Source organism: Halomonas sp. MCCC 1A13316, from assembly GCF_014931605.1.
In the GTDB taxonomy this organism is placed as follows: Bacteria; Pseudomonadota; Gammaproteobacteria; order Pseudomonadales; family Halomonadaceae; genus Halomonas.
The window spans coordinates 1,132,618-1,147,242 of sequence record NZ_CP053382.1 but is presented as its reverse complement, the minus strand read 5'-3'; the positions used below and the strand labels follow the sequence as shown (position 1 = coordinate 1,147,242).

General features: G+C 60.8%; 14 protein-coding genes. 6 read left to right on the top strand and 8 right to left on the bottom strand.

Annotation, left to right across the window (positions count from 1 at the left end; genetic code table 11):
• The first annotated feature begins 51 nt into the window (after positions 1–51).
• The 3 genes from HNO52_RS05445 to HNO52_RS05435 are packed head-to-tail and all read left to right on the top strand — an operon-like array spanning position 52 to position 3,125.
• Positions 52–1,047: a Bug family tripartite tricarboxylate transporter substrate binding protein gene (locus HNO52_RS05445; RefSeq protein WP_197568172.1), complete on the top strand. Its 996-nt coding sequence runs from the start codon at positions 52–54 to the stop codon at positions 1,045–1,047.
• Positions 1,044–1,583, top strand: coding sequence for a tripartite tricarboxylate transporter TctB family protein (locus tag HNO52_RS05440; RefSeq protein WP_197568171.1), 540 nt, complete (start codon positions 1,044–1,046; stop codon positions 1,581–1,583). The genes HNO52_RS05445 and HNO52_RS05440 overlap by 4 nt, the downstream gene beginning before the upstream one ends.
• Positions 1,584–1,619: 36 nt before the next feature.
• Positions 1,620–3,125, top strand: coding sequence for a tripartite tricarboxylate transporter permease (locus HNO52_RS05435; protein WP_197568170.1), 1,506 nt, complete (start codon positions 1,620–1,622; stop codon positions 3,123–3,125).
• Positions 3,126–3,434: 309 nt separating this feature from the next.
• Here HNO52_RS05435 and HNO52_RS05430 read toward each other — a convergent pair whose 3' ends face one another.
• From HNO52_RS05430 to HNO52_RS05405, 6 genes are all read right to left on the bottom strand, one after another.
• Entirely contained in the window at positions 3,435–4,187 is a 753-nt protein-coding gene (locus tag HNO52_RS05430; protein WP_197568169.1) for a ZIP family metal transporter, read from the bottom strand.
• A gap of 334 nt (positions 4,188–4,521) precedes the next feature.
• Positions 4,522–4,962 (bottom strand): phasin family protein, encoded by a 441-nt coding sequence (locus HNO52_RS05425; protein WP_197568168.1) that lies wholly within the window; start codon positions 4,960–4,962, stop codon positions 4,522–4,524.
• 671 nt (positions 4,963–5,633) lie between these two features.
• Positions 5,634–6,662 (bottom strand): zinc-binding metallopeptidase family protein, encoded by a 1,029-nt coding sequence (locus tag HNO52_RS05420; protein WP_197568167.1) that lies wholly within the window; start codon positions 6,660–6,662, stop codon positions 5,634–5,636.
• Positions 6,663–6,852: 190 nt separating this feature from the next.
• A complete protein-coding gene (locus tag HNO52_RS05415; RefSeq protein WP_197568166.1) occupies positions 6,853–7,389 on the bottom strand; it encodes a hypothetical protein in 537 nt (178 codons plus the stop codon).
• Between the two features lie 181 nt (positions 7,390–7,570).
• Positions 7,571–8,794 carry a TauD/TfdA family dioxygenase gene (locus HNO52_RS05410; protein ID WP_197568165.1) on the bottom strand — a complete coding sequence of 408 codons (1,224 nt, stop codon included), beginning with the start codon at positions 8,792–8,794 and terminating at the stop codon, positions 7,571–7,573.
• 79 nt (positions 8,795–8,873) lie between these two features.
• The gene (locus HNO52_RS05405; RefSeq protein ID WP_197568164.1) at positions 8,874–9,842 is read right to left on the bottom strand and encodes a GlxA family transcriptional regulator; all 969 of its coding nucleotides are present in this window, start codon (positions 9,840–9,842) and stop codon (positions 8,874–8,876) included.
• 263 nt (positions 9,843–10,105) lie between these two features.
• Between HNO52_RS05405 and HNO52_RS05400 the strand changes: the two genes are divergently transcribed.
• From HNO52_RS05400 to HNO52_RS05390, 3 genes are read left to right on the top strand one after another with little or no spacing between them, the layout of a single operon-like run.
• Complete coding sequence (locus HNO52_RS05400; RefSeq protein ID WP_197568163.1) at positions 10,106–11,026, top strand: beta-keto acid cleavage family enzyme; 921 nt, start codon at positions 10,106–10,108, stop codon at positions 11,024–11,026.
• Positions 11,023–11,979, top strand: a complete 957-nt coding sequence (locus HNO52_RS05395) for an L-carnitine dehydrogenase (protein WP_197568162.1) — start codon at positions 11,023–11,025, stop codon at positions 11,977–11,979. Before HNO52_RS05400 ends, HNO52_RS05395 begins: the two co-directional genes overlap by 4 nt.
• Complete coding sequence (locus tag HNO52_RS05390) at positions 11,979–12,437, top strand: thioesterase family protein (RefSeq protein WP_197568161.1); 459 nt, start codon at positions 11,979–11,981, stop codon at positions 12,435–12,437. The genes HNO52_RS05395 and HNO52_RS05390 overlap by 1 nt, the downstream gene beginning before the upstream one ends.
• 55 nt (positions 12,438–12,492) lie before the next feature.
• Here the strand turns inward: HNO52_RS05390 and HNO52_RS05385 are convergent, their stop codons facing one another.
• Positions 12,493–13,464: a GlxA family transcriptional regulator gene (locus HNO52_RS05385; RefSeq protein ID WP_197569110.1), complete on the bottom strand. Its 972-nt coding sequence runs from the start codon at positions 13,462–13,464 to the stop codon at positions 12,493–12,495.
• A gap of 98 nt (positions 13,465–13,562) precedes the next feature.
• Positions 13,563–14,594, bottom strand: coding sequence for a GlxA family transcriptional regulator (locus HNO52_RS05380; RefSeq protein ID WP_197568160.1), 1,032 nt, complete (start codon positions 14,592–14,594; stop codon positions 13,563–13,565).
• Between the last annotated feature and the right edge of the window lie 31 nt (positions 14,595–14,625).

The following is a 14,625-nucleotide window of genomic DNA, read 5'->3' as shown; positions in this document are numbered from 1 at the left end:
CGGAAGATGCGTCACGGTCGGCAAAGCAAACATAATGACAAGGAGATGCACATGCGATTTGCTCACTCTCAAACCGCTGATTCCATAAAACCTTGGACCCGCCGGGTTCTGACTGCCGTGGCTGGCTCGGTTCTTGCCGTTGGCTGCGCTTCCGTCAGTGCTCAGGAGGCCTACCCGGAGGAGCCTGTCGAATTTATCGTCCCGTGGGGGCCCGGCGGAGGCAGCGACGTTCTGATGCGGCTGGTCTCGAATAACATCGAGGAACACCTCGGTCAGCCACTGCCGGTCATCAACATGCCGGGCGTCAGCGGGACAGTAGGACTCGCTGATCTGGCCGAGCGTCCTGCCGACGGCTATACCGTGGGGCAGGTTCATGACGGGTTCCTGGTTTCCCATCACACTGGCCTGACCCCACTCAACTGGGACGACTTCGAGCCTATCGCCTCCATAACCGCCTCACCCCAGTACCTCACGGTCAATCCCGAGAGAGGCTGGGAAACGATGGCGGACTTTGTCGAATATGCCCGCGAAAACCCCGGTGAGATCCGCTTCGGCGTTACCTTGGGTGGCGTCCCCCACCTACACGCCGCGATGATCGCCGAGGCTGAGGATCTTGAGTTCCGCTACGTCGGTTTCGAAGGCACCGGGGAGCGCATTCGCGCCTTGGTCGGCGGACATATCGATGCCGCCATGGGCGACATCGCCTCTAGTAACCAGTTTGTCGAGAATGGTGACCTGGCCTTCCTGGCCGTGGGGCATACGGAGCGCATGGCACAGACGCCTGACGTCCCCACCCTGATGGAACTCGGTTACGAGGATCTCCAACTCTCGATTCTCAGGGGGCTCATCGCACCGAAGGGGACGCCGGAAGATCGCATCGCCGTGATGGCGGATGCGCTTGAAGCCACCGCTAACGATGAGGATTTCATCCGTGCCGTGAACAATTCGGGGGCAGAGGTCCATTACATGGGGCCCGACGAATACCGCGCCCACCTCGAGCGGCTCGATGCCACAGTCGAACGCCTCGCTGGGCAACTGCAGCAATGAGTGATGCAACACGCTCTGCCCGGTCATCGAATGACCGGGCTCAACTCGACGCCATGCGGGCCAGGGCGTGGGGGCATATCATTTTCAATGGTGCCCTTGCCCTGCTGTTTGCCTTCATGTTCCTGCGGGCCGGCGAGCTGCCCTCCTCGATGTGGGAGCCCATGGGAGCCGGCACCTTTCCCAGGTTGGTCCTTGCGCTTCTGGTCATCTTCAACTTCATGATCATCGTCAAGGAACTACCTCACCTTAAGAGGACATCGGCGCTCGCGTCTGGCGCCGTGCGGAACTGGCTACGCCAGCATCGGCTCGCCTTTGGAGTACTGCTCCTCTTCGGCCTGTTGACCGCCGCGGTTCCCGTCGTCGGATTCCGCTGGGCCAGCTTCCCGTTCCTGGTCGCCTGCCAGTATCTGCTCGGCGCGCGGAGCGGCAAGGCGCTGCTGATCGCCGCCCTCATTGCGCTGGTGATGTCGTTCGGCCTGGATATCCTGTTCCGCCACGTCTTGACCATCTCTCTGCCACGAGGCTTGTGGGGCTGACCCCATCATCAGGAAACCGCCAGGAGGAACCTGTACATGCTGGAAGCCATACTGTCCGGGGCCGATCAGCTCTTTACCCTGCCTACCCTGCTGACCATGCTGGTTGGGGTAACGGTGGGCGTCATCGCTGCCGCGATTCCAGGCTTCACCATCACCATGGCGATTGTCCTGACCCTGCCGCTGACCTTTACCATGCCACCACTGCAAGGGGTGGCCACCATGCTGGCCGTGTACATCGGCGGGTATACCGGCGGCATGATCAGCGCGGCCCTGCTGGGCATCCCGGGTACGCCATCAGCAGTGGCCACCACTTTCGATGCCTTTCCCATGGCGCGCAATGGAGAACCTGGACGTGCCTTGGCCCTAGGTATCTGGGCATCGTTCTTCGGCACCCTGATCAGCACTCTGGTGCTGATTGCCGCCGCGCCCCCGCTGGCGCTCATCGCTGTGAAACTGGGTGCCTGGGAGTATTTCTCGTTGGTCGTCTTTGCCCTGACCATCGTCGCCAGCCTGGTCGGGCGCTCGATGGTGCGTGGCCTGATGGCAGGGTTGCTGGGCCTTCTAATCGCCACCGTCGGCGCGGATCCGCTGATGGGTGTCACCCGTTTCACCTTCGACCTCCGCGTACTCTCGGCTGGCATACCCTTCCTGGTGGTCCTTATCGGCATCTATGCCGTCAGCCAACTGCTGCGCGAGGTGGAAAACCCCGACCAGGTGCAACAGGGCCGCGAACTGATCACGGGCCGCATCGAATTCCGGCCATTTGCGGCCCTGCGCGAAGTCGTGATGAATCCCATCAATCTGTTCCGTTCTTCAATGGTCGGGGTATTTATCGGCGCAGTCCCGGGCGCCGGTGGCAGCATCGCCAATCTGCTCGCCTACGACCAAGCCAAGCGCGGCTCCCGCCATCCCGAGGAATTCGGCAAAGGCAGTAGCGAAGGGGTCATTGCATCGGAGTCCGGTAATTCGGCAACGTCGGGTGGGGGTCTGATCCCGATGATCGCCCTGGGCATTCCAGGCAGTGCGGTCGATGCCGTGCTGATGGCAGCACTGATGGTACACGGCATCGGGGTCGGCCCCAGGCTGATCATGGATCACGCTGATACGGTCTACGGCATGTTTATGGCCATGTTCGTTGCCGGTGTCATGATGCTGGTCATCTGCCTGCTCAGCATGCGCCTGTTCCTCAAGGTCACCAGCATACCCAAGTCGGTGATCGTACCGGTGGTGCTCACCTGCTGCCTGGTCGGCGCATTCACCCTCAATAACCGGGTCACCGACATCTACCTGCTGCTGGGCATCGGTGTGGTGGGCTACATCATGACCAAACTCGACTATCCGCTTGCCCCGCTGGTACTTGGCGTCATTCTCGGCCCCATCGCCGAGACCAACCTTCGTCGAGCCTTGATGACCAATGAGGACTGGACGCTGTTCTTCACACGCCCCATCTCGGCAGTGCTGTTGGGTCTGGCCGTTATCTCCATTGTGCTGGCCATACGATACCATCTACGACAAAACCGCATCAGGCCGGAAGAGGCCTGATATCTTGTCTGTCTCCCCTTCTCTAGAAGAGAAGGGGAATCCTTCGACGCTCAGGCGCGGCCTACATTTACCCTCCTGAGCTCAGTTTGTCCTTCCATTCGCCGAAGAAGCCCCGGGCATGCTGGCCTCCGTGGCCTGGCGCGAAGTCGTAGATTACCCTCTCGGCTCGGCGTCGGGGCATTGTGGTCTAGGTCCAGATGTTGGCTTTCATACGTCTTATTCTTGCCTTGGGGCAGAATGGTGGCGCGACCGACCCGAGGCATATGGGCGGGTTGTGAAGCGAAATCGGACCCTCACTTACTGCCCTCTTCAGTTTGCCAAGGCAAAGGACACGACAAACCCCACGGCGGTGGCGAAGGAGTTCAATGGGCGGCCCCGCTCGAACGCCTCAGGCATAAGCGTATCGGCCAGCGAGGCCAGTACCGCCCCACCAGCGAAAGCCAAAGCGAATGCCAGAGTCCCGGCCTCCAAGCCTGTGGCAAGACTTCCGAATAGCACGGTCAACGTCAGGATCACGGCGGCTGCGGACCAGATGAGGATGACGCTGAGCGGCCTTTGGCCGCCTTTGCGCATGGCCATGGCGCCTACCAGAGACTCCGGCAGGTTGGAAGCAAAGATAGCCATCAGCAGGGTAAGACTGGCCTCTTGTTGCAGGCTGGCACCAAGCGCCAGATTCTCCGGCACGCCGTCCAGAGTCACCGAAGCCAGCAAGGCGAAGCCCATGCCCCGAGAAGCGCCCTCCTTGAGCACCTGGATCTCTTCGTCCTTGCCAGCACCGGCCTCTGTGTCGGCAGCAACCGGGGCGGCCTTCTTGTCCAGCCAGGTGTTGATGACAACGAAGACCCCGGCACCGGCGATGAGCCCGGTTGTGGAGCGGGCAAGCCCCCCGGCCTCTACAGCCAAGGGAAAGAGATCGAAAGCCAGAGCCGAGATCAAAGTGCCACTAGCGAAAGCCAGTAACACACCGGTGATACGGCGGCTCGGCGACCAGTACGACCCGGTAACTCCGCCGATGATCAATGCGATCGACGCAATTGCACCAAAGCCCAACGCCATTTCCATAGCCAATGCTCCCTTTATGATGACTGGTGTCAAAACTGCCCTGTCAAAGTCCCATAGCGAGAGGCACCTCTATACGGAGGTCAGGTCAGTCCAGCTCGTCCATGAGACAGGCATGAAAAGGAAGATAGCGGATATTTTTACCTTCTAAAATCAAGATGCTTCGAAGAAACAAGCTTCCAAGAGACTATCCAGAATGGTCGGCGTCAGCGTAGCTAGCCGTCAGCCGTGCGGGGGAGCCATCAGCCGGCCTGTGAGCATTGCTCACATAGCAAAAGCCGCCGATCATGGATCGGCGGCCTGAATCTTGCGTCGGTGCGGCCCGCAGGCTTAAGGCTTACTTGGCCTTGGAAGTGGTTTCCTTGGCCGCCTTGGGCGCGGACGTTGTCTGAGTCTCGCTCTCGGTGGCCGGCTTGACGTCTTGCTGGGCCTGCTTGACGCTATTCTCGGTCAGCTTCTGGCTTTGCTGCACGAAGTCCTGCTGCAGGGCCACGACTTTGCCGGCATCGCCCTTCAGGCGCTCGGTCAAGTCCTTGGCGACGGCCTGCTGACCTTCCAGATAGCTCTTAAGGCCCTCGGCATCCTTGACCTCGGCCAGGCTACGCAGCTGCGCCAGGGTGGTGTCGCTGTACGCTTTGGCAGCCTCGAGCTGGGCATTGACCAGCTTCTCGGTGTAGTCGACGGACAAGGCAGCGAAGGCACGCGCCGGTGCGAAGAACACGGACTCGAGCTGGGCGGTATCAAACTGCTTGGTATCGAATGCGAATGCGTTGCTCATGATGGGAACCTCCGGGGTTCTGAATGTCTTGGAGCGGGAGATTCCCGCTCTGCTGCATACCACACACAGTAGCAGTGACTTTTGTGCACTGCAACATAGATCGAAGCATGGATCTGCGCCTACCACTAGCCAGCCGCACAGCAACCGATCGAAAGCGACGATCTGCCGGGTTGGGTACAGCGAATGGCTAAGCTCGGTGTCAGCGCAGCAGGATGTGGGACGCGCGAGGGCGGGTTGGCCTGGCGTGTCAGCATGTTGGGCCGAGCAGCAGCATGCCCATTGATAACGCAACCTACAAGGCGGTGAAGGTTACTATCGGCTAAGGCACTATAACGCGAAACCCGGCCGAGAGGCCGGGCTGAATCTTCGCTTCCGTTCCACCTTCTCAAGCATCCTGCTCGAGCATCCTTGGTACCGAGCAATCCTTTGCTCTGCCTTCCCTCTAGGGCTCTCCGTCGCCCGTTACACACAAGGTAGTCGCTGCAAGCGAAGCGTGGTTTATCGCAAGTTAACCAGTCCTGTAAGAAATTGCCGTTTCGCTTTGTACGACATTTCTTACAAGCGATTAAGCGGGATAGATCAACCCAGCATCCTCGTCGTTCCCGGGCATCTGATAGCCAGGGCCCGAGTCGTGACGACCTGGCGCTTAACGAGCACTTGGCCAGCCGGGATCACTCCTGATCGTCAAGCCAGGCCACCACCAATTGCGTCAGAGCCACCAGGGAGTCGCAATGCACCCGTTCCCAACCATGGGAAGCATCAGCGCCGAAGCATGCCAGGGCGTTGCGCAAATCCATGCCTGCCTGGCTGGCTGAGTCCCCGTCACAGTAATAGAACGGGAAGCAGTCACGGGTGAAGGGAATCGCATGCTGCTGGCAGAGCGCCACCAGCCGACGGCTCGCCACCGGATGCAGGGGGCCTTGACTGTTCATGAACGCGATGGTCACACCGTCGGAACACACCTGCTGGCCTTCGCCCTGGGCGGCAATATCAAGGTTGAGTACCTCTTCCACCCCGGCCAGCAGCGGTTCATTCATCCCCACCCCAAGTTCTTCGGCACAGGAGAATACCAGTCGGGTGCCGGTGAGATCGGCACCGGCACGCAGTGCTGCGAGTACGCAGGCAATGGCCGCCTTGTTATCCAGATGCCGCGCGTTAATGAAGCCGGTCTCGGTGACCACCGGCTGGCTGTCAATGCTGACCAGGCTGCCGACGCCGATCCCAAGCGCTTCCAGGGCTTGGGATGAGACATTCAGTAGATCGAGCCGCAGGGCAGTGTGTTCCCAGCTGCTGGTCTGCGCATCCACCGCCTCGTTGAACACGTGCCCCGAGGCTTTCTCAGGTAGCAGGGTGCCGCTCGCAGCAAAGTTGCCATCGTAGTCGTGGACCCGCACCCGAGCACCGCTCGCAAAGCGCGCGTTCCAAGTTCCGATGGGGCGTATCGCCAAGCGCCCATCGTTGCGCTGGCGAACCACCATGGCGCCAAGCGTATCGAGATGCGCGGTGATGGCACGAAGCGGGCTATCCCCCTGGCGCTGGGCATATAGGTCACCTCGCGCCGTGGTGGCCACCTCCAGGCCAGCCGCCTCCAGCCTGGGAGCAAGCCAGACCACCATCTGCTGAGCATGGAGAGAGGGAGAAGGAATCGCCAGCATGGCGAGCAGATCGGCAACCAAGGCATCGGTATCGATTGGTGACATAAGAATCCTCAGGCTGATGGTAAGACCCTTGTTCTCAATGAGCGGTTGGTCGAGTTTGGGCACGCGTGCTATCAGGATAAACGTAGCGGAAATCTCACATTGGCGGTGGACCGGTTACGGGGGGAAGGTCAGGGACAGGAACTCTCCGCATTGTTGATAACTACAACTATGTGTTCACAGCCGCTTAGAATTACAACACTTCAGCGACAATATGAAGTTTTCGATCCAAGTCGGCGTCGCTTTCACCCTCACTCTTTCCATAGCCGAATACAAACATGTCCAGAATCCATCCTGACACCTGTTCTTCCTTTAGTTGACAACGCTGAAGCTCAATCATCAGCGGCTGCTGGTCGAGGGGAAAGCATCCCGTCGGTAGGATGGTCTGGAGCAAGTTTCCGGCGAACACCAACGCCTGGTCGTATCGAGTGAACTGGCTCCTATCTTGAAAGTGCATGCCGACACCGAAGCAATGCACCACCGAGTCTGTTTCGGTATACCACCTAACCATGCGAGCCGTCTCCATCAAGCCGCCGGGGCGATTCACCTTGAGAAGGAAGTCTTCCAAGAATGGGAAGCCTTCGATTTCAGGGATTGCCTTGATAGCACTCGGATTGTTGACCAGCCGCCGATACGGATGGATTTCGCCCTCTTCATACTGCTCTGCGCCGTAGGGAATACTGAAGGAGTCGTCATCAAGCCTGACGAGCATTTGAACTGTATTGGTCATGTTGCCTCCCATCGAGTACTCCAGCCGCGACTCTCTCCAGCCCCGTAACAACTGGCCTTGCCTAAGGTGCGGCGCACCGTAACACTCAGTCCACGGCTGGGGAAGTTCGCCCACCAACGAGCTGCAGCCGCACATCGGTTAGGCGAACAGTGAGAGGGGTGCATTACCCTGTCGAGCGGCTTCAGACTTCAGTATTACGTCGCCGGTGACGCCTGGCGCGCTGCACCATGCGGTAGCGCGAGCGGATCTCGTCACGCTCCATGTAGCAGCCCTGTAGCCAACGGTGGCCACTTGTGCCCTCGAAGGCGTCGCGGGCGTGCAGTAGCCGACGATTATCGAAAATCACCGCATCGCCGGGCTCGTAGGTGAAACGAATGGCGAAACCCGGCTCGCGCAGCATCCGCTGCAGGGTCATCAGCGCTTCATAGGCCGATTCCACTTCGTCGAAAGGGATCTGCAGCGGGCCTCGCAGGAAGTCGGCAATTCTCACTTCGAGCAGCTCGCCGCGATGGTCGAGACGGATCATCGGTGAGTACCAAACGTAGTCGGTGGTTCTGGCCGTATTGGCATAGCACCAGCGCACCCGTGTCAGGATAGTGAAGGCTTTTGGATTGCGCTCGCGCAGTGCCTCGGCCACGGCGAAGCCGTCTAGCATCACTGCTTCGCCGCCCTCAACGCTATTCTCCAGACAATGCAATATCTGTAGGCCAGGATGATATTCCCGCGTCGGCAGGTCAGTGTGCGGCGGCAGGGCGATCGAGGTGTAGGCGTTAGAGTCCGGATCCGGCTTCGCCTTGACATCAAATAGCAGGCCGAAGTTTGTGGGCCGGATTGGACCGATACGCTGGGCGATCGCCTTGAGCGAATCGGGCTCGGTAGGCAGGCCGCGGAGGCGCACAATCCCCTTGCTCAGCACGCTCATCAAGGCCGGGGCAAGGATCGCTTCCTCGGCCTCGCCAAGCGGCTCGGTGTCGAGCAGGCCGCTGGCATCCAGGCTATCCGGGCTTGCTTCAGCACCGCCGTACCAGAGCGTAACCGGTACCAGCGGCGCCTCGGGGTCACCAGCATTGTCGTAGTCGTGAGCACGTAACCAGCCGGGGTGGAAGCGTAGGTAGCCGACATCGGTGACAAAGTTCACGCACAGCGCACCGGCTTCATCAATCTCGGCGCTCGTAATTTCCGGCCAAACAGGCAGGGTAGAAAGATCCAGTATGCGCTCGCGGGTCGCCGGATTCACGGTTGTCTCATCCGCGGCGTTTTCGCGTAGCCAGATACTGTGATAGCGGCTCTCACGGCCGTCGCTCCAGCGTACCGTCAACAGCCTCGACGTGAACGATACTGCCTCAAGGTCGGCTTCTATTGGCCAGGCGTCATAGTCGGGGGACAGGGGAAGAGAAGTGGTCATCTTGGCCTCCTTAACGTTTCGTTATTCCGCCTAGAGTGCCACTGCGGTGGGCTCGAATCGCGACAGGATTCGACGCCCACTATGCACGGTTCGACAGTACCTGTCGGCGCAGCCGGCTAGGAGTGAGGCCGTGACGGCGGCGGAAGGCGCGAGAAAAGCTGGAAGCGGAGGCAAAGCCGCAGGCCAAGGCGATCTGCATGATGCTATGCGGCGTCTTGCGTAATAGCCAGTGGGCGTGATCCAGGCGTCGAGCAAGATAGACTTGCTGCGGCGAAGACTTGAAATGGCGAGCGAAGAGGCGGTCCAGGCGGCGCCATGAGATGTCGAGCTCACCGGCCAGCTCGCGAATGCCCAGCGGCAGCTCCAGGTTGGACTCCATCAGGGCGATGGCACGCTGCACCAGCGGCTCTTGGGGCATCACGGGGTCACGCTGGCGGCTGGCCGGTTGGCGGCCCTGATCGTGGATCAACTGATCGCGTACCTGTGCGGCCAGGTCGTCGCCATGCCGACGCCGGATCAGATCGAGACTCATATCAATAGCCGCGCTGCCGCCGGCGCAGGAGAAGCCTTCGTCGGTAACCTCGAAGACCGATTCCACGGCATCGACCTTGGGAAAACGAGTACGGAAATCGGGGAGGCATTCCCAATGCAGGGTTACCGTCTGGTCATCTAGCAGTCCAGCTGCAGCTAACGCATAGCAGCCGGTATCCATGCCGCCGAGTACGCAGTCGTCGGCGGCACGCGCCTGCAGCCAGCCGAGCAATTCGTCATCGATGCTGCTTTCAGGTTCGAAGCTGGCGCAGACCGCCAGGCTGGAAACCCGTGGCACGTCTTGCAGTGAGCAGCTCGTGGCCAGGGTCATGCCGTTGGAAGCCACGACCGGCTCACCGTCGCGGCTGATCGGGTCCCACTCGAACAGCGTCCGACCGCCTATACGGTTAGCGATGCGCAGCGGTTCGATGGCCGAGAAGAAGGCCACCATGGCGAAGCGCGGTAGAAGCAGAAAACCGATACGCTCGGGGACGGTGTGGGGAGGCTTGAGTCTCATGATCAGGGGAGAATACACCACATGTCGCCCGGAGGGGCGACTTACCAGTTGGTGACTCAGACCTATCAGGGCTCAATGTTATTTGGCAAAGGCTGGCCTTTATACTGAGGCACGCACATGCTAACGCAGCGTCCCGACAACCTTAAGGCCCCCTCCCTATTTGTCGCCTGAGGCCTATACATCGTCGCTCGGCGTCAAAACATTGCATCAAGAAGACCGCACACTGATGGCACTTTGCGTTCGTTCATTAAAGGAGGCCCAACATGAACCGCAATGTCATCCTGACTTGTGCCGTCACCGGCGCCGGCGATACTGCCGGCAAGAACCCCAACGTTCCCGTGACACCCAGACAGATCGCCGATGACTGCATCGCCGCGGCCAAGGCCGGCGCCAGCATTGCCCACATCCACGTGCGTGACCCCGAAACCGGCGGCATCAGCCACTCCACCGAGCACTTCCGCGAGGTGATGGAGCGAGTCCGCGAAGCGGATACCGATATCGTCATGAACATCACCGCCGGCGGCGGCGGCGACTGGATCCCTGACGCCGAAGACCCGACCCGGGGCGGCCCTGGCACCGATATCCAGACCCCGCGCGAACGCCACGCACCAGTAGGCGAGCTGCTGCCGGAGCTGTGCACCCTGGATTGCGGAAGCCTCAACTTCGGCGACATGGTCTACGTCAATCCTGCCGACTGGCTGCGCGAGCACGCCCGCCTGGTGCAGGCCGCCGGGGTCAAGCCCGAACTCGAGTGCTTCGACCTGGGCCACGTCTGGTTCGCCCGACAGCTGCAGCAAGAAGGCTTGATCGACGGCGACCCGCTCTATCAGCTCTGTCTTGGCATACCGTGGGGCGCCGAGGCCGACACAGAGACCATGCTGGCCATGCGCAACAAGCTACCGGACAACGCCAACTGGGCAGCCTTCGGCATCGGTCGTCAACAGATGCCCATGGCTGTGCAAGCCGTGCTTTTGGGCGGTCACGCCCGGGTCGGGCTCGAGGACAATCTTTATCTCGAAAAAGGTGTCTTGGCCACCAATGGCCAGCTGGTCGAGAAGGCCGCCGGTATCATCGAGAACTTGGGGGCTCGGGTCATGACTCCCGCGGAGACCCGCGCGCACCTGGCACTACGTGATCCGAGCACCGGCCAGACCGCTGCCAGCGCCGCGGGAGGTGAGGAATGAGCCGTCAACTCTCCGTCATCGGTACCGGCGTCATCGGTAACGGCTGGATCGCCCGGGCATTGGCCAATGGCTGGGATGTGGTCGCCTTCGACCCGGATCCGGCGGCCGAAGCACGCACCCGCGCCTTCGTCGATAACGCCTGGCCGTCTCTCGAGAGACGGGGGCTCGCCGAGGGTGCAGACCCTGCCCGGCTAACCTTCGTCGGCAACCTGGAGGAAGCAGTGGCCGGCGCCGACCTGGTCCAGGAGAACGTACCCGAACGCCTCGAGCTCAAACGCGAGATCCTCGCCGCCCTGGACGCCGCGGCGGCACCGCAAGCGATCCTCGGCTCCTCGACGTCCGGCTTCAAGCCGAGCGACCTGCAGCAGGCATGCACGAACTCACCGGGACGGGTCATCGTTGCCCATCCCTTTAACCCGGTCTACCTGCTGCCGTTGGTAGAGCTGGTCGGGGGCGAGGCTACCCAGCCCGACCAGATCGAACAGGCTCAAGGACTCTACCGGGAGCTGGCCATGCGCCCTCTGGTCGTGCGCCGTGAGATCGAGGGACATATCGCCGACCGCCTCATGGAAGCCCTATGGCGAGAGGCACTGCATCTGGTCAACGACGGCATAGCCACGACCGAGGAGATCGATGCCGCAGTGATCTATGGCTGCGGCCTGCGCTGGTCGTTGATGGGCACCTTCCTCACCTTTCACCTGGCAGGCGGTGATGCCGGAATGCGCCATATGTTGGAGCAGTTCGGTCCGGCACTGAAACTGCCCTGGACGAAGCTGGAGGCACCCGAACTCACCGACGAGCTGATCGACAAGGTAGTGGAAGGCTGCGAGCATCAGGCCGCAGGGCGCTCGGTGAGCGAGCTTGACCGCCGACGCGACGACTTTCTGGTAGAGATGCTCGACCTGGTACAGAAATACTGGCCCGAAGCCGAAGGTCTGGAGGGACGCATCTGATGCGGCTTCTGGAAACCCAGGTAGCCCCCGAATGGGTCGATTACAACGGACATATGAATGATGCCGAGTACGCCAGGGTCTTCTCCCTGGCCGTCGAGGCGCTGATGGAAAGCATCGGTCTGTGTGCAGCGGGTCGAAGCCGGTACGGCTATACGCTGTATACGCTTGAGACCCATCTCTGCTACCGCCGGGAAGCCCATGAGGGTCAGACACTGCGGGTCGAGGGAAGACTGCTGGATCGGGATGCCAAACGGCTGCATCTCTTCTTCGACTTGCGAGATGCCGAGGACAATCTGCTAGCGACCAGCGAACAGATGCTGATGGGCATGAACCAGCAAAGTGGCTGTCCCGACTCTTTTCCCGGACCTGTCGCAGAGGCCGTAACCACCCTGCCCCAGTCGGCAACGGGAGAATGGCCAGAACTCGCCGGGAGGCGTATCGGCATTCGACGAGCATGAGTGTGTCGATAGACCAAGCGCTGGCGCTGCCGACCTTCTTCGCTACAGGGTATCGTTAACCGGCATGCTGACGGCGCACTTCGCGGGGGGACACTCCGTAGCGGATTCTGAAGGCTCGCGAGAAACTGGAGCCGGAAGCAAAGCCGCACGCCAGCCCCACGGACAGAACCTCCATGTCGGACTCGATGAGAAGATGCCAGGCACGCTCCAACCGCAAGTTCCGATACCAATCGCGAGGAGATGTGCCAAGGTACTGCTCGAAGAGTCGCTGAAGTTGCCTTGGAGAAAGACCGCTACGGTGCGCCACTTCGCTCAGAGGTAGGGACACCTCTTGATGCCTCTCCATCAGTGAGATGGCCTCCACCAGACGGCGGTTATGGATGCCTAGCCGCCGGGCCAGCGACATGCGTTGCTGGTCGCTACGGGTACGAATTCGTTCGTGAATCAGCTGCTCTGATACATCGACGGCCAATCCCGGTCCGTGGCGACGAGCGATTACTTCTAAGGCCATATCCATGGCCGCCGTACCTCCAGCGCAGGAAAAACGTCGCTCGCCTAGCTCGAAGAGATCGTCAGACGTCTCGATACTTGGGAAGCGCTCCTGAAAGGCCGGCAGGCTTTCCCAGTGCAGAGTGACTCGCTCGCCTTCCAACAATCCCGCCTCGGCCAGCAAAAAGCCTCCCGTGTCGAGCCCTCCAAGGACACAGTTTGCCTGGTTCAAGCGATGCAGCCAGGCCATCAGCGGGCGGCTCAAAGTCTGCTCGGGACCAAAACCACTGCATACCGCCAGTGACGGAAGTTGATGCACGTCTCCAATGGCACAATCAGCCAGGAGGGTCATGCCGTTGGATGCCGTGATCGGCTGGCCGTCCTCGCTGATCAACATCCAATCGAAAAGCGGCTGCGCAGCGATTCGATTAGCGATTCGTAACGGTTCGACCGCGGAGAAGAATGCCATCATCGAGAATCGCGGCAGCAAAAGAAACCCCAGTATTTCGGGCAAGGGCCCTTGATAGTCCAGGCGCAAAGACCAGCTCCTCTTTGTTAACAACGACTCGAGGGTAACAGGAAGCTTTACTAACAAAGCGTTCGATTTTCACTCCGCCGCTCCCGAAATAGCAGGTATCAACTCCCATCACGATGTTGCCCAGCAACACTGCCCCGCTCGGCCGTGACACTGGGCGCCTCATCGAAGCGGCGCCGGTATGCCCGGGTGAAGTGTGCCAGCTGAGTAAAACCCGTAGCCAGGGCCGCTTCGGTCACCTGGCAGCGGCTATCAGCCAGCAACTGGCGGGCTCGGTCGAGGCGCATACCCAAGTAGCATTGCTGTGGACTCTCCCCGAAGTGACGCTGGAAGAGTCGTGTCAGCTGCCGCTGGGACTGTCCCACCTGCCGACATACCTCGGGGATCGGCAGCGCCTGGGCCAGGTTGGCTTCCATGGTGGCCAACGCCCGTACCACACTGCGTGACAGGTCCCGGTACCGTTGTCGTTGAGCGCTGCCACCGTCGCCACGCGCCCTCTCATGAACCAATTGGCGTCCCACCGCGTCGGCCAGCGCCGGTCCATAGGCTTGGTCTATCCACTCCAGCATCATGTCGATACTCGCCACGCCCCCCGAACCAGTCAGTCGCTGGGGATCGAATTCAAAGCGCGCCGGGCTGATCTCCAGATCCGGAAACTCGAGACGAAAGGCCGGCACGCTCTCCCAGTGCAATGCCACCCGATGCCCCTCCAGTACTCCCGCCCGGGCCAGGATGAAGGGTGCAGTATCCAGGCCACCCAGCCAGCCGCCGTGGGCGGCGATGCGCCGCAGCACGGCTCGGTCCTGGAAGCGCACCGTCGCCTCCGCTTCGTAGGAAGAGACGACCATCAGGCGCGTGATGTCTTCCAGCGACTCCAGCGCGCCATCCACGTCGATTCGGACGCCGTTGCTGGCCACTACCGCGTCGCCATTCGCCGAAAGGAGCCGCCAGGCGAACAGGTTGCGTCCGAAGCGATTGGCCACGCGCAGCGGCTCCAGTAGGCAAAACAGGGTCAGCATGGAGAACCGGGGTACCAGCCAAACGTTTAGGGTATGTTCGGCCTCCTCCGGAGTCAGCAGGGGGGGTGAGTCGGGACGCGGATAGGGCCACGCAGCATTGTTGCCATTGCTCATGGCCAATAGAATCAAGCCTACGGCCAATTTA

What these genes read in the sequence shown, in the direction of transcription:
- HNO52_RS05445 (WP_197568172.1), top strand. Translation starts at nt 52, where the DNA reads ATGCGATTTGCTCACTCTCAAACCGCTGATTCCATAAAACCTTGGACC.
- HNO52_RS05430 (WP_197568169.1), bottom strand. Translation starts at nt 4,187, where the DNA reads ATGGAAATGGCGTTGGGCTTTGGTGCAATTGCGTCGATCGCATTGATC.
- HNO52_RS05410 (WP_197568165.1), bottom strand. Translation starts at nt 8,794, where the DNA reads ATGACCACTTCTCTTCCCCTGTCCCCCGACTATGACGCCTGGCCAATA.
- HNO52_RS05420 (WP_197568167.1), bottom strand. Translation starts at nt 6,662, where the DNA reads ATGTCACCAATCGATACCGATGCCTTGGTTGCCGATCTGCTCGCCATG.
- HNO52_RS05440 (WP_197568171.1), top strand. Translation starts at nt 1,044, where the DNA reads ATGAGTGATGCAACACGCTCTGCCCGGTCATCGAATGACCGGGCTCAA.
- HNO52_RS05415 (WP_197568166.1), bottom strand. Translation starts at nt 7,389, where the DNA reads ATGACCAATACAGTTCAAATGCTCGTCAGGCTTGATGACGACTCCTTC.
- HNO52_RS05400 (WP_197568163.1), top strand. Translation starts at nt 10,106, where the DNA reads ATGAACCGCAATGTCATCCTGACTTGTGCCGTCACCGGCGCCGGCGAT.
- HNO52_RS05405 (WP_197568164.1), bottom strand. Translation starts at nt 9,842, where the DNA reads ATGAGACTCAAGCCTCCCCACACCGTCCCCGAGCGTATCGGTTTTCTG.
- HNO52_RS05390 (WP_197568161.1), top strand. Translation starts at nt 11,979, where the DNA reads ATGCGGCTTCTGGAAACCCAGGTAGCCCCCGAATGGGTCGATTACAAC.
- HNO52_RS05425 (WP_197568168.1), bottom strand. Translation starts at nt 4,962, where the DNA reads ATGAGCAACGCATTCGCATTCGATACCAAGCAGTTTGATACCGCCCAG.
- HNO52_RS05435 (WP_197568170.1), top strand. Translation starts at nt 1,620, where the DNA reads ATGCTGGAAGCCATACTGTCCGGGGCCGATCAGCTCTTTACCCTGCCT.
- HNO52_RS05380 (WP_197568160.1), bottom strand. Translation starts at nt 14,594, where the DNA reads ATGAGCAATGGCAACAATGCTGCGTGGCCCTATCCGCGTCCCGACTCA.
- HNO52_RS05395 (WP_197568162.1), top strand. Translation starts at nt 11,023, where the DNA reads ATGAGCCGTCAACTCTCCGTCATCGGTACCGGCGTCATCGGTAACGGC.